Annotated in this window: 9 protein-coding genes and 1 pseudogene; 7 read left to right on the plus strand and 3 right to left on the minus strand. The window is 60.0% G+C overall.

What is annotated here, in order from left to right; all coding sequences use genetic code 11:
* Nucleotides 1-206: 206 nt before the first annotated feature.
* The gene (pdxB, locus tag PSH91_RS09205; protein WP_188252450.1) at nt 207-1,349 is read left to right on the plus strand and encodes a 4-phosphoerythronate dehydrogenase PdxB; all 1,143 of its coding nucleotides are present in this window, start codon (nt 207-209) and stop codon (nt 1,347-1,349) included.
* A 204-nt stretch (nt 1,350-1,553) separates the two neighbouring features.
* Here the strand turns inward: pdxB and PSH91_RS09210 are convergent, their stop codons facing one another.
* Nucleotides 1,554-1,733, minus strand: coding sequence for a PA1571 family protein (locus tag PSH91_RS09210; RefSeq protein ID WP_003199629.1), 180 nt, complete (start codon nt 1,731-1,733; stop codon nt 1,554-1,556).
* 249 nt (nt 1,734-1,982) lie between these two features.
* Between PSH91_RS09210 and PSH91_RS09215 the strand changes: the two are divergent.
* A pseudogene (locus PSH91_RS09215) lies at nt 1,983-3,762 on the plus strand (ABC transporter transmembrane domain-containing protein).
* Between the two features lie 207 nt (nt 3,763-3,969).
* Here the strand turns inward: PSH91_RS09215 and PSH91_RS09220 are convergent.
* Nucleotides 3,970-5,898, minus strand: coding sequence for a transglycosylase SLT domain-containing protein (locus PSH91_RS09220; RefSeq protein ID WP_076385604.1), 1,929 nt, complete (start codon nt 5,896-5,898; stop codon nt 3,970-3,972).
* A 214-nt stretch (nt 5,899-6,112) separates the two neighbouring features.
* Here PSH91_RS09220 and PSH91_RS09225 point away from each other — a divergent pair, with 214 nt between their 5' ends.
* A complete protein-coding gene (locus PSH91_RS09225; protein ID WP_076385602.1) occupies nt 6,113-8,032 on the plus strand; it encodes an ATP-binding cassette domain-containing protein in 1,920 nt (639 codons plus the stop codon).
* A 169-nt stretch (nt 8,033-8,201) separates the two neighbouring features.
* On the opposite strand, the gene PSH91_RS09230 is transcribed toward PSH91_RS09225, so the two are convergent.
* Nucleotides 8,202-8,642, minus strand: coding sequence for a universal stress protein (locus PSH91_RS09230; protein WP_047227202.1), 441 nt, complete (start codon nt 8,640-8,642; stop codon nt 8,202-8,204).
* A 108-nt stretch (nt 8,643-8,750) separates the two neighbouring features.
* Between PSH91_RS09230 and PSH91_RS09235 the strand changes: the two genes are divergently transcribed.
* The 4 genes from PSH91_RS09235 (at nt 8,751) to PSH91_RS09250 (ending at nt 13,377) form a co-directional block, all read left to right on the plus strand.
* The gene (locus tag PSH91_RS09235) at nt 8,751-9,188 is read left to right on the plus strand and encodes a hypothetical protein (RefSeq protein ID WP_076385600.1); all 438 of its coding nucleotides are present in this window, start codon (nt 8,751-8,753) and stop codon (nt 9,186-9,188) included.
* A gap of 490 nt (nt 9,189-9,678) precedes the next feature.
* The gene (gene fadB / locus PSH91_RS09240; protein ID WP_047227204.1) at nt 9,679-11,826 is read left to right on the plus strand and encodes a fatty acid oxidation complex subunit alpha FadB; all 2,148 of its coding nucleotides are present in this window, start codon (nt 9,679-9,681) and stop codon (nt 11,824-11,826) included.
* A gap of 30 nt (nt 11,827-11,856) precedes the next feature.
* Nucleotides 11,857-13,032, plus strand: a complete 1,176-nt coding sequence (gene fadA / locus PSH91_RS09245; RefSeq protein ID WP_025212747.1) for an acetyl-CoA C-acyltransferase FadA — start codon at nt 11,857-11,859, stop codon at nt 13,030-13,032.
* Between the two features lie 108 nt (nt 13,033-13,140).
* On the plus strand, nt 13,141-13,377 hold the full coding sequence (locus tag PSH91_RS09250) for a DUF1653 domain-containing protein (protein ID WP_047227205.1): 237 nt from the start codon (nt 13,141-13,143) through the stop codon (nt 13,375-13,377).
* Nucleotides 13,378-13,398: the final 21 nt, after the last annotated feature.

Raw genomic sequence — 13,398 nt, forward strand, 5'->3', positions numbered from 1 at the left:
TTGTGGATTTGTAATCGTTTAGCTGGCTTGCGAATACCTTGTGGCGAGGGGATTTATCCCCGCTCGACTGCGCAGCAGTCGCAAAGTCGTTGGGGGGCTGCGCACCCAGCGGGGATAAATCCCCTCGCCACAACATCATTTGCTTCGGGTAATGCACAGGCCTAACGGAACGCCTACACTGCCCATCCCGCCAAAGGAGCTCTGCCATGCTGATCGTCGCCGACGAAAATATTCCCCTGCTCGATGCGTTTTTCCAAGGGTTTGGCGAGATCCGCCGGGTTCCGGGCCGGGGGATTGACCGGTCAATGGTCGAGCAGGCCGATGTGTTGCTGGTGCGCTCCGTCACCCAGGTCAACCGCACGCTGCTGGAAGGCAGCAAGGTGAAGTTCGTCGGCACCTGCACCATCGGCACCGATCACCTGGATCTGGATTATTTCGCCGAGGCCGGTATTCGTTGGGCCAGCGCCCCGGGTTGCAACGCCCGTGGCGTGGTGGACTACGTGCTGGGCAGCCTGATGACCCTGGCTGAAATCGAAGGCGCGGACCTCAAGCAACGCACCTTTGGCGTGGTCGGTGCCGGGCAGGTGGGCGGGCGGTTGGTTGAGGTGCTCAAGGGCCTGGGTTGGACGGTGAAAGTCTGCGACCCACCCCGTCAGGCTGCCGAAGGCGGCGACTACGTGAGTCTGGAACAGATCATCGAGCAGTGCGATGTGATCAGCCTGCACACACCGTTGACTCGCGACGGCGCGCAACCGACCTGGCACCTGTTCGATGAGCAGCGCCTGCGCCGGCTCCAGCCCGGTACCTGGCTGATCAACGCAGCCCGTGGACCGGTGATCGACAACACGGCGCTGCGCGAGGTGCTGCTGGAGCGCGAAGACCTGCAAGCGGTGCTGGATGTCTGGGAGCATGAGCCGAGCGTGGATGCGGATCTGGCCGACCTGTGCGTGATCGCCACCCCGCACATTGCCGGCTACAGCCTCGATGGTCGCCAGCGTGGTACGGCGCAGATCTACGAATCCTTGTGCGCATTCCTCGAGCAACCGGTTGCGGTCCGGTTGAGCGATCTGCTGCCCCGGCCATGGCTGGGCGGCATCACGCTGGACGCTGACACTGATCCGGCCTGGGCGCTGGCGATGTTGTGCCGTGGCGTGTATGACCCACGTCGTGACGACGCGGATTTTCGTCGCAGCCTGGTGGGAACGGTCAGCGACCAACGCAGCGCTTTCGATGCCCTGCGCAAGCATTATCCGCCGCGTCGGGAGATCGATAGCCTGAAGGTTCGCATCGAGGGGCAGTCGCCGGCGTTGCAACAGATCGTGAGCGCTCTGGGCGCCACCAGCCTTTAATCGTGGATCGCTTTTGTGGCGAGGGAGCTTGCTCCCGCTGGACTGCGAAGCAGGCCCAAAACCTGGCGTCTGCTGCGCAGCCGAGCGGGAGCAAGCTCCCTCGCCACAAGAGCCAACCCACAAGCGACAGGTCACAGGAGCCCGCAAAGGCTGCGGGCATAAAAAACCCGACATCATGGTCGGGTTCAATGAAGACGGGCTGTATCACTTTTGTTCGGCAGGCTTGACCAGTCGTTTTTCCAGCTCGCTGCAGGCTTTCTGGATCATGTCTTCGGTGATCGGTACTTCGCGCCCTTGGGCGTCGATGAACGAGCAGCCCAGAGACTGGTCCGGTTGCGTGCGGATCACTTGAATCTTGTCGTCGCTGCTGTGTTGCAAGGACATGGCCTGTCTCCTCATCAGGTTGTGTGCCTATTTTAGTGTCGCCAGGTGACCGAGCCATGACACTCCTTGTAGGTTCATGGCGACAGCTCCACTCAATCAGAAACACGGTCGCGTTTCCAGCCAGACTTTAGACCGATAACATCTAGCCTCTAGTCGCTACGGTCATATTTAACCTGACTCATTCTGATTCAACCAAGTTCCGCTGCGCTTCGGTGTCGCCGGGCGGTCCATTTCCTGCTGCATTATCGGATGCTTCTGATGCTCTCTTCCCAACAACGCCGTGCCATACGCCTGGCCAGTGGCTTCATTGCTCCTTATCGCAAGCAGGTTGCTGGCGCCTTATTGGCCCTTATCGTCACCGCCGCAATCACTTTGTCCATGGGGCAAGGCATCCGGTTGCTGGTGGACCAGGGCTTCATGACGCGCTCCCCGCACCTGCTCAACCAGTCCATTGGCCTGTTCATGGTGCTCGTGGTGGGATTGGCGATCGGCACTTTTTCCCGTTTCTACCTGGTGTCCTGGATTGGCGAACGAGTGGTGGCCGATATCCGCCGGCAGGTCTTCAACCATCTGGTGTACCTGCACCCGGGCTTTTACGAAAACAACCGCAGCTCGGAAATCCAGTCGCGCCTGACCGCCGATACGACCTTGTTGCAGTCAGTGATCGGCTCGTCGTTGTCGCTATTCTTGCGCAACGCCTTGATGGTGGTCGGCGGCATTGTGTTGTTGTTCATCACCAACCCCAAACTCACCAGTATCGTGGTGATCGCGCTGCCGTTGGTCTTGGCGCCGATCCTGATATTCGGGCGGCGGGTGCGCAGCCTGTCGCGCCAGAGCCAGGACCGCATTGCCGATGTCGGCAGCTACGTCTCCGAGACCCTCGGCCAGATCAAAACCGTGCAGGCCTACAACCATCAGGTCCAGGATGAACGGCGCTTTGCCGTGACCGTGGAGCAGGCCTTCGACACCGCCCGCAAGCGCATCGCCCAGCGGGCCTGGCTGATCACACTGGTGATCGTGCTGGTGCTGGGGGCGGTGGGGGTGATGCTCTGGGTCGGGGGCATGGATGTGATCGCCGGACGGATTTCCGGTGGTGAGCTGGCGGCGTTTGTGTTCTACAGCCTGATCGTCGGCAGCGCTTTCGGCACCCTGAGCGAAGTCATCGGCGAGTTGCAGCGGGCGGCTGGTGCGGCTGAGCGCATTGCCGAATTGCTGCGCTCGGAAAACATCATCCAGCCGCCGGTTTCTGGCCTGGTGACTCTGCCTGAGCGGGTACGGGGTGATTTACGTCTCGAAGGCGTGCGCTTCTCTTATCCGTCCCGGCCGGACAGCTATGCGGTCGACGGCCTGGACCTGAGCGTCCAGGCTGGCGAGACCCTGGCCCTGGTCGGGCCGTCCGGTGCCGGGAAATCCACGGTGTATGACTTGCTCCTGCGCTTCTACGACCCGGCGCAAGGGCGGATTCTCATCGATGATGTGCCGCTGACCCAGCTCGATCCACTGGACCTGCGTCGCCATTTCGCCCTGGTTTCGCAGAATCCGGCGCTGTTTTTCGGCACGGTTGAAGAGAACATCCGCTACGGCAACCCCGAGGCGACGTCCGAGCAGGTGCGCGAAGCCGCGCAGATCGCCCATGCCCACGATTTCATCGAAAAAATGCCGGAGGGTTACCAGACCCACCTGGGTGACGGCGGTCTGGGGTTATCCGGCGGTCAACGCCAGCGTCTGGCCATCGCCCGAGCGCTGTTGGTGGACGCACCGATCCTGCTATTGGACGAAGCCACCAGCGCCCTCGACGCGCAAAGCGAACACTTGATCCAGCAAGCGCTGCCCAGCCTGATGAAAAATCGCACCACCCTGGTCATCGCCCACCGCCTGGCCACGGTGAAAAATGCCGACCGGATCGCGGTGATGGACCAGGGCAAAGTAGTCGCCGTGGGCACCCATCAGGGAACTGGTGGCCAGTAACGCGCTGTATGCGCGATTGGCAGCGTTGCAGTTCAATCAGCAGGGTGATTCTGTTCCGTGAGCCTGCCGAGCCGAAACCAATGTGGGAGCGAGCCTGCTCGCGATAGGGGCAGATAGGCAACCATGAGGTCGACTGTCACACCGCTATCGCGAGCAGGCTCGCTCCCACAGGGTCTGCAACCGAGCAAAAAAATGCCCGCATCGAAAGATGCGGGCATTTTTTCAGGAACAACTTGCCGCTTGAAGCCTATGGCTTGCTGCTGCCCACTCACTGATCATCAAAATAGCGCTCATGCCAGTCCACCAGCGGTTGCGGCGAGTTGAGTTTCTGGCCGTAGATCACCGAGTACGACAACACGTTCTGCACGTATTGCCGGGTTTCGTCGAAGGGGATGCTTTCGACCCAGACATCGAAGCTCAGGTGGTCGGCACCGCGCAGCCACTGGCGCACCCGACCAGGGCCGGCGTTGTAGGCGGCGGAGGCCAGGACGCGGTTGCCGTTGAACTGGCTGTGAACCTGGCTCAGGTACGCCGCGCCCAGTTGGATGTTCTTGTCCGGGTTCAGCACTTGCTTGGGCGAGGCCAGCGGGATGTTGAACTTGCGCGCGGTTTCCTTGGCGGTGGCCGGCATCAACTGCATCAGGCCGCTGGCGCCAACACCGGAGCGCGCATCTTCCATGAAGGCACTTTCCTGTCGAGTGATGGCGAACACCCAGCTTGAATGCAGGCCGCGAACCTTGGCTTCACGCACCAGGGTGTCGCGGTAGGCCATTGGGAAGCGAATATCCAGGTCGTCCCAATACTTAGCCTGGCTGATGGTGCGGATCGCCGGGAAGTACCATTTCAGGTCGTAGGCCAGTTTCGCCTGGGCGACCATCTCGTCCCGGTTGAAGTGGCGAGTGACGTGATACCACTCGCGGCGACCGTCGACGATCTGACCCCGGGCATGAAACTCCAGGGCCCGACGAATACCCGGTGTGTTGCGCACTTTATTGATCAGCGCCTGGCTCATCACCAGCGGCTTGTTGTTGAGCGAATAGGGCGATTGAGAACGATCGGCGGCCAGGAAACCGTAGAAGTCCCGCTCACGGGCCAGATGCTTGTAAAGCGTCAGCGCCTCGGGATTCTGAGGCTGCGCCAGCTCCAGGCTGCGGGCCTGCCAGTAACGCCAGCGACTGGTGCTGGCCAGCGTCTCGGGCAGGCGGCGGGTCAACTCATAGGCGTCGTCCCAGCGGGCCAGGCGCAACAGCAGGCGCAAGCGCCATTCCGAGACGGTATCGTCGCGCAGTTCCGGGTCATATTTAGTCATCACGCCCAAGGCGCGACTGTCGAAACGCTTGGCCAGGGTCAGGCCAATTTCCCGGGCGATGGCGACTTTCTCAGGCTTGGAAAAATGCATGGTGCTGGCGTAGCCGTCCAACAGCGCCATGGCTTTCTCTGGATCCTGACGGGCCAGGCGCCGCAAGCCGAGGCTGACGATATCGGCCATCGGCTCATCGGCCGGACGGAAACGCGATGGCTGATTGAGCAGTTCCGGTTTTTGCGCCACGTCTATCAGCAGTTGGCCGCGAGGGGCGAGGGTGCTCAGGCCGCTGATCAGGCTTTTAGCCAGTGGATAATTGCGGGCCTGGGCGGCCAGTTTGGCGCGCTCCCAGCGCTTCTGTTCAGTCAGTTGACCCTGGGTCGCCCACAGGCCGAACAGCGCATCACACGCGGCCGGTTGGGATTTGCCGGTGAGCCAAAGCTTTTCGGTGTTGGCGTAGCCTTCGGCCTTGAGGCCATGACTGAGCTGATACTGGGCGTTGAGGCAGTCCAGTTCGGTGAAGTTGAGCTTGGGGTCGTAGTACTTGACGAAGGTCGCCCAATCGCCACGGTCGGCCAGCCAGCGCAACCAGCGCAGCTTCATCCAGTTGGCCTGGGGCAGGTCGCCATGTTCGGCGAGAAATTTCTCGATTTCGGCATTACTGGCGCTCTTGAGGCGAGCGGTCAGTTCGTCGTAGGCCAGGTAGGGTTCCAGCGGATAGTCACGCAGGGCCTGGCTGTAGCGAAAATAGGGGCCGGAATCACCTTTGGCCAAGGCACGCTTGGCTTCATCGTAATACTGACGCTGGGTGGAGATATCCACCGCCTGGGCGGTTTGAACGGCAGTGGCACATACAAACAAGCAAGATAAAACACTGAAAAGGCGACTGCGCATGATACGTCCGGGCAGAAAAAAACATGACAAGCCCAAGGTTTGACCCAGGGTAACTGTCTGTAGCTTAGCCTTTTGCCAGCAATGGGCGAAAGCTTTGCGGGGTCATCCGCGCAAGTTCGCAACATTTGTTATGCAGAGTGCTTCGAGGGCGAAATTGGCGGACTTCTGAGGCCTCATCTCAGGTAGAATGCGCGCCCGGTTTTTGGAGAAGCTCATGACCCTGCTCAAATTCAGCGATGTGTCCCTTGCTTTCGGCGCTATGCCGTTGTTGGACAAGGTGTCCTGGCAGATCGCCCGTGGTGAGCGGGTGTGCATCATCGGCCGCAACGGCACTGGCAAGTCCAGCATGATGAAGCTGGTCAAGGGCGATCAGAAGCCCGATGACGGCTCGGTCTGGCGCGCGCCAGGCCTGAAAATCGGCGAATTGCCCCAGGAACTGCCGGTGGCCGACGAGCGGACGGTGTTCGACGTGGTCGCCGAAGGCCTGGACGGTGTCGGCGCGCTGCTGGCCGAGTATCACCACCTGAGCCAGAACATCGTCACCGATGCCGACCTGGACAAGTTGATGCACGTGCAGCACGACCTCGAAGCCCGCGATGGCTGGCGCCTGCAGCAGTTGGTGGACAGCACCCTGAGCCGTCTGCAACTGCCGGCCGACAAGACCCTGGCCGAGCTGTCCGGTGGCTGGCGTCGCCGGGTGTTGTTGGCCCAGGCCCTGGTGTCCGAGCCGGACCTGCTGCTGCTCGACGAGCCCACCAACCACCTGGACATCGGCGCCATCGCCTGGCTTGAAGAAGCCCTGAAGGATTTCCAGGGCGCGGTGCTGTTCATCACGCACGACCGTTCTTTCCTGCAAAATCTGGCGACCCGTATCCTCGAACTGGATCGCGGCGGCCTGATCGACTGGAACGGCGACTACGCCAGCTTCCTGGTGCACAAGGAAGCGGCGCTGGCGGCGGAAGAAACCGCGAACGCGCTGTTCGACAAGAAGCTGGCCCAGGAAGAGGTCTGGATTCGCCAGGGTATCAAGGCCCGTCGCACCCGCAACGAAGGCCGTGTACGAGCGCTCAAGGCACTGCGCATGGAACGCAGTGAGCGTCGCGAGCGCACCGGCAAGGCCAATATTCAGCTGGATACCGCTGACAAGTCCGGCAAGCAGGTGATGGTTCTTGAGAACGTGAGTTTTGCGCACCCTGGCGGCCCGTTCCTGATCAAGGACTTTTCCATGGTGCTGCAGCGTGGTGACCGCATTGGTCTGCTGGGCGCCAACGGCACCGGCAAGACCACCTTGCTCAAGCTGATGCTCGGCGGTCTGGTACCGACCAATGGCAAGGTGGAGGAGGGCACGAAGATCGACGTCGCCTACTTCGACCAGTTGCGCCATCAGTTGGACCTTGAAAAAACCGTCATCGACAACGTTGCCGAAGGCCGCGATTTCATCGACATCGATGGCCAGAGCCGCCATGTGTTGAGCTATCTGGGCGACTTCCTGTTCAGCCCTCAACGTGCTCGTACCCCGGTCAAGGCGCTGTCCGGCGGTGAACGTGCCCGTCTGCTGCTGGCCAAACTGTTCAGCAAGCCGGCGAACCTGCTGGTGCTCGACGAACCGACCAACGACCTGGACGTGGAAACCCTCGAGTTGCTGGAAGAGGTGCTGCTGACCTTCAACGGTACTGTGCTGATGGTCAGCCACGACCGGGCATTCCTCGACAACGTGGTGACCAGCACCCTGGTGTTCGAAGGCGAAGGCCTGGTGCGTGAATACGTCGGTGGTTATCAGGACTGGCTGCGCCAGGGCGGCTCGCCGCGCTTGCTGGGCGTGACTGAGAGCAAGTCCGGCAAGGCCGACCTGAATTCGGCGGTGGTCAAGGCCGAGCCTGCTCCGGTTGCTGCTGCACCGGCGGCGGCACCGGCAAAGAAGAAGCTCAGCTACAAGTTGCAGCGTGAGCTGGAAGCATTGCCGGGTGATATCGACGCGAAGGAGCAGCAGATCGCAGCGGTGCAAGCCGAAATGGCTGACATTGGCTTCTACCAGCGCCCTGCGGCTGAAACCGCCAAGGTGATCGCGCATCTGGAGCAGCTGCAGGCCGAGCTGGATGCGCTGGTCGAGCGCTGGGCTGAACTGGACGCTTGATCCACTGTTGTAAAGAATCCCGGTGCTCAGAGATGAACGCCGGGATTTCTATTTGAAACGCTATTCCCCTGTGTGAGCGAGCCTGCTCGCGATAGCGGTGTATCAGTCGACTTCAATGTTGACTGTCAGGACGCTATCGCGAGCAAGCTCGCTCCCACAGGTTTAGGTTTTATGTGCGCTTGACCAGATGCACCGCGAGCACATCGCAAGGCGCGCCATGCAGCACGTCGTTGGCTGTAGAGCCCAACAGCAGTGCCAGGCCATGACGGCCATGGCTGCCCACGACGATCAGGTCGCAACCTTGTTCCTTGGCCAGGTGATGGATCTCCTGACGCGGCTGGCCGTAGGTCAGGTGGCTGTATTCCTTTTTCAGGGCGGGGTATTTCACGATCAGCCGGTCAAGGCGTTCCTTGGCTTGATCGAATTGTTGTTGTTGCAACTGGGAAAGGTCCATCGGCACATCACCACCGAAGGCCATGGCCATTGGTTCGACGATGTGAACCAGCGACAGTTTGGTGTCTCGACCTTCGCAAAGGGCCAGAGCACGCTTGACGACGGGATCACATTCTTCAGTGAGGTCGACGGCGACCAGGACGTGTTCGTAGTACATGGAAGGCACTCCAGAGAATTGCGATACGGTAAGTATGGCTGGTTTCAAGCGCATCGACGGCGACGTGGGTCAATCGTCATGGCTCATCAGAATTCGGGGAGTACGAATATGACGGTCTGGATAGTGGTGTCAATCCTGTTGGTGGTATTAAGCCCCCTGGCATGGTTGCGCCCGTCCCGTGTTCAGAGCGGTCGCATGGCGTTGCGCATGGAGGCGCGACGCCTTGGCCTGGCCATGCAACTGGCTCCGCAGGAGTGGCCCCACTGGCTCGGGCAGCAGGCGCCAAACCCCTGCGCCCAGTACCATCGGCCCCGACGGGGCAAGCAGCCGGCTATCTGGACCTACTGGCAAACCGCGCCGGGCGTATGGGTCAATCAGTGGCGCGAAGTCTGCCAGGATGAGTCGTTGCTCAATCATTTCGAAAAATTGCCCGCCAACGTCTACAAAATCGAGGCCGATGGGCAAATGATCGCCTTGTATTGGGGCGAGAAGGGCGAAGCCGCTGTGTTGCAGGATATTTGCGCGGTGCTCAAGGCGCTGGCCTGAGGCATAAAAAAGCCCGACAGTCTCATCGGGCGGGTTGGCCAGGCAGGCCGGTAATCAAAACGCCTATCCGGACGTTCGTTCGTAACGTCCTTTGCTCAAAATCTTCAATCGCGCTCCCGACAGAGTAGTCGGTTGAATCCAGCGCGCTTGGAATTAGGGCGACTTTTCTAATTATTGATCCTATGAATGGCTGTACATGCAGCGCCGTGTTGCGGATCCGTGCGGTACGCAAATGACCGGGAAGTCGCGTTCAAGCCCCTGTTTAGGGCGATTGACAATTGTCGGAAATTCCGTGAAGGTGGCGTACCCAAATCAAACGGGCGTATGAATTGAGCGTTTGTATTTTCCGAACGTTCCTACAGAACCCCGACTATCGCGTTGACGGGTGTGCCTGGCGGATTGGCGTAGCATCGGCGGTAAACGTCAATGCCGAACCAGCAGTCAGCGTTCAACGTGTACTGTTCAGCTTCCATATCGTGGAGATCAGTTGATGATTTACGAAGGTAAAGCCATCACGGTTAAGGCTCTTGAAAGTGGTATCGTCGAACTGAAGTTCGATCTCAAGGGTGAGTCCGTCAACAAGTTCAACCGTCTAACCCTGAATGAACTGCGTCAGGCTGTGGACACTATCAAGGCAGATGCTTCGATCAAGGGTGTGATCGTCAGCAGCGGCAAGGACGTCTTCATCGTCGGCGCCGACATCACCGAATTCGTCGATAACTTCAAGCTGCCCGATGCCGAACTGATCGCTGGCAACCTCGAAGCGAACCGTATTTTTAGCGACTTCGAAGACCTCAACGTACCGACCGTCGCGGCCATCAATGGCATCGCCCTGGGTGGCGGCCTTGAGATGTGCCTGGCAGCGGATTACCGCGTCATGTCCAGCACGGCCAAGATCGGCCTGCCGGAAGTCAAGCTGGGCATCTACCCAGGCTTTGGCGGTACCGTGCGTCTGCCGCGCCTCATCGGTGCCGACAACGCTATCGAGTGGATTGCCGCCGGCAAGGAAAACCGTGCTGAAGACGCACTGAAAGTCGGCGCCGTGGATGCCGTGGTCGAGCCAGGCAAACTCCAGGAAGCGGCCCTCGAAACGATCAAGCGCGCCATCAGTGGCGAGTTCGACTACAAGGCCAAGCGCCAGCCGAAGCTTGAAAAGCTCAAGCTCAATGCCATCGAACAAATGATGGCTTTCGAAACCGCCAAGGGTTTCGTCGCAGGTCAAGCAGGCCCGAACTACCCGGCGCCGGTCGAAGCGATCAAGACCATCCAGAAAGCCGCGAACTTCGGTCGCGACAAGGCCCTGGAAGTCGAAGCCGCCGGCTTCGTCAAACTGGCCAAGACCTCGGCTGCACAAAGCCTGATCGGTCTGTTCCTCAATGACCAGGAACTGAAGAAAAAGGCCAAGGCCTACGACGAAATCGCCCGTGACGTGAAGCAGGCCGCCGTACTCGGCGCCGGTATCATGGGTGGCGGTATCGCCTATCAGTCGGCGTCCAAAGGCACGCCGATCCTGATGAAAGACATCAACGAGCACGGTATCGAGCAAGGCCTGGCCGAGGCGGCCAAGCTGCTGGTTGGCCGCGTCGATAAAGGTCGCATGACCGCGGCGAAGATGGCCGAAGTGCTCAACGGCATTCGTCCGACCCTGTCCTACGGCGATTTCGGCCATGTCGACCTGGTGGTCGAAGCCGTTGTCGAGAACCCGAAGGTCAAGCAGGCGGTACTGGCTGAAGTCGAAGACAAGGTCAAAGAGGACACCATCCTCGCTTCGAACACCTCGACCATTTCCATCTCGCTGCTGGCCAAGGCCCTCAAGCGTCCGGAAAACTTCGTCGGCATGCACTTCTTCAACCCAGTGCACATGATGCCGCTGGTGGAAGTGATCCGTGGCGAGAAGTCCAGCGAACTAGCGATCGCCACCACCGTGGCCTACGCCAAGAAAATGGGCAAGAACCCGATCGTCGTCAACGACTGCCCGGGCTTTTTGGTCAACCGCGTACTGTTCCCATACTTCGGCGGTTTCGCCAAGCTGGTCAGCGCCGGTGTGGACTTTGTGCGCATCGACAAGATCATGGAAAAATTCGGCTGGCCAATGGGCCCTGCGTACCTGATGGACGTGGTCGGCATCGACACCGGCCACCATGGTCGTGACGTCATGGCTGAAGGCTTCCCGGACCGCATGAAAGACGACCGCCGGTCGGCCGTCGACGTGCTCTACGAAGCCAAGCGCCTGGGCCAGAAGAACGGCAAGGGCTTCTACGCCTACGAGACTGACAAGCGCGGCAAGCAGAAGAAAGTGGCCGATTCGTCGGTGCTGGAAGTGCTCAAGCCGATCGTCTACGAGCAGCGCGAAGTCACCGACGAGGACATCATCAACTGGATGATGATCCCGCTGTGCCTTGAAACCGTGCGTTGCCTGGAAGACGGCATTGTTGAAACCGCCGCCGAAGCCGACATGGGTCTGGTCTACGGTATCGGTTTCCCTCCATTCCGTGGCGGTGCGCTGCGCTACATCGATTCGATCGGTGTGGCCGAGTTCGTTGCCCTGGCAGACCAGTACGCTGATTTGGGCGCGCTGTACCACCCGACCGCGAAGCTGCGTGAAATGGCCAAGAACGGCCAGAGCTTCTTCGGTTAAGCGCCCAACGACTAGAGCGAGAGAACATTTATGAGCTTGAATCCTAGAGACGTCGTGATTGTCGACTTCGGTCGTACGCCGATGGGCCGCTCCAAGGGCGGCATGCACCGCAACACCCGCGCCGAAGACATGTCGGCGCACCTGATCAGCAAGCTGCTGGAACGTAACGTCAAGGTCGACCCCAACGAAGTCGAAGACGTGATCTGGGGCTGTGTGAACCAGACCCTGGAGCAGGGCTGGAACATTGCCCGCATGGCATCGCTGATGACCCAGATCCCTCACACCGCGGCCGGCCAGACCGTCAGCCGTCTGTGCGGTTCGTCCATGAGCGCGCTGCACACCGCTGCTCAGGCGATCATGACCGGCAACGGTGATGTGTTCGTCGTCGGCGGTGTCGAGCACATGGGCCACGTGAGCATGATGCACGGCGTCGATCCGAACCCGCACATGTCGCTGTACGCGGCAAAAGCCTCGGGCATGATGGGCCTGACCGCGGAAATGCTCGGCAAAATGCACGGCATCACCCGCGAACAGCAGGACGCCTTCGGCGTGCGCTCCCACCAGCTCGCCCACAAGGCGACCGTGGAAGGCAAGTTCAAGGACGAAATCATCCCGATGCAGGGCTATGACGAGAACGGTTTCCTGAAATTGTTCGACTACGACGAAACCATTCGTCCGGAAACCACCCTGGAAAGCCTGGCAGCCCTCAAGCCGGCCTTCAATCCAAAGGGCGGCACCGTGACAGCCGGTACTTCTTCGCAGATCACCGACGGTGCTTCGTGCATGATCGTGATGTCGGCCCAGCGTGCCCAGGACCTGGGCATCCAGCCGATGGCGGTGATTCGTTCGATGGCCGTGGCCGGTGTTGATCCGGCAATCATGGGCTATGGTCCAGTACCGGCGACGCAGAAAGCCTTGAAGCGTGCGGGTCTGAGTATTTCCGATATCGACTTCTTCGAGCTCAACGAAGCTTTCGCCGCACAGGCCCTGCCAGTGCTGAAAGATCTGAAAGTGCTCGACAAGATGAACGAGAAGGTTAACCTGCACGGCGGCGCGATCGCCCTGGGTCACCCGTTCGGTTGCTCCGGTGCGCGTATCTCCGGCACGCTGCTCAACGTCATGAAGCAGAACGGCGGCACCTTTGGGGTGTCCACTATGTGCATTGGCCTCGGCCAGGGCATCGCCACTGTCTTCGAACGCGTCTAAGCGTTACGTCGATGGAAGCCGGGGCCAAGTGCCCCGGTTTTTGTTTTTCCGGGTTTAGAAAAAAAGATTTTGTTTTTATTTAAAAAATATTTGAGCGAGGGCCGAAGCATGCCGATACAACCTGGGCTCTACCAACATTACAAAGGTCCGCAGTACCGCGTATTCAGCATCGCGCGGCATTCCGAGACCGAGGAAGAAGTGGTCTTCTATCAAGCCCTGTATGGCGATTACGGCTTTTGGGTGCGACCGTTGAGCATGTTCCAGGAGTCTGTCGAAGTTGACGGCGAGCAGGTGCCACGCTTTGCTTTGGTGCAGGCCGAAGAGAGCCTTTTTTCCAAGCCTTGAGGCCGATACCGGGGCAACCCT

Origin of the sequence: Pseudomonas sp. FP1154 (assembly GCF_030687245.1) — a bacterium.
Taxonomy (GTDB): domain Bacteria; phylum Pseudomonadota; class Gammaproteobacteria; order Pseudomonadales; family Pseudomonadaceae; genus Aquipseudomonas; species Aquipseudomonas rhizophila.

Excerpts from the sequence above, each read along its gene's own strand:
- fadA (WP_025212747.1), top strand. The coding sequence starts at position 11,857 with ATGAGCTTGAATCCTAGAGACGTCGTGATTGTCGACTTCGGTCGTACG.
- fadB (WP_047227204.1), top strand. The coding sequence starts at position 9,679 with ATGATTTACGAAGGTAAAGCCATCACGGTTAAGGCTCTTGAAAGTGGT.
- PSH91_RS09225 (WP_076385602.1), top strand. The coding sequence starts at position 6,113 with ATGACCCTGCTCAAATTCAGCGATGTGTCCCTTGCTTTCGGCGCTATG.
- PSH91_RS09210 (WP_003199629.1), bottom strand. The coding sequence starts at position 1,733 with ATGTCCTTGCAACACAGCAGCGACGACAAGATTCAAGTGATCCGCACG.
- PSH91_RS09235 (WP_076385600.1), top strand. The coding sequence starts at position 8,751 with ATGACGGTCTGGATAGTGGTGTCAATCCTGTTGGTGGTATTAAGCCCC.
- pdxB (WP_188252450.1), top strand. The coding sequence starts at position 207 with ATGCTGATCGTCGCCGACGAAAATATTCCCCTGCTCGATGCGTTTTTC.
- PSH91_RS09220 (WP_076385604.1), bottom strand. The coding sequence starts at position 5,898 with ATGCGCAGTCGCCTTTTCAGTGTTTTATCTTGCTTGTTTGTATGTGCC.
- PSH91_RS09250 (WP_047227205.1), top strand. The coding sequence starts at position 13,141 with ATGCCGATACAACCTGGGCTCTACCAACATTACAAAGGTCCGCAGTAC.
- PSH91_RS09230 (WP_047227202.1), bottom strand. The coding sequence starts at position 8,642 with ATGTACTACGAACACGTCCTGGTCGCCGTCGACCTCACTGAAGAATGT.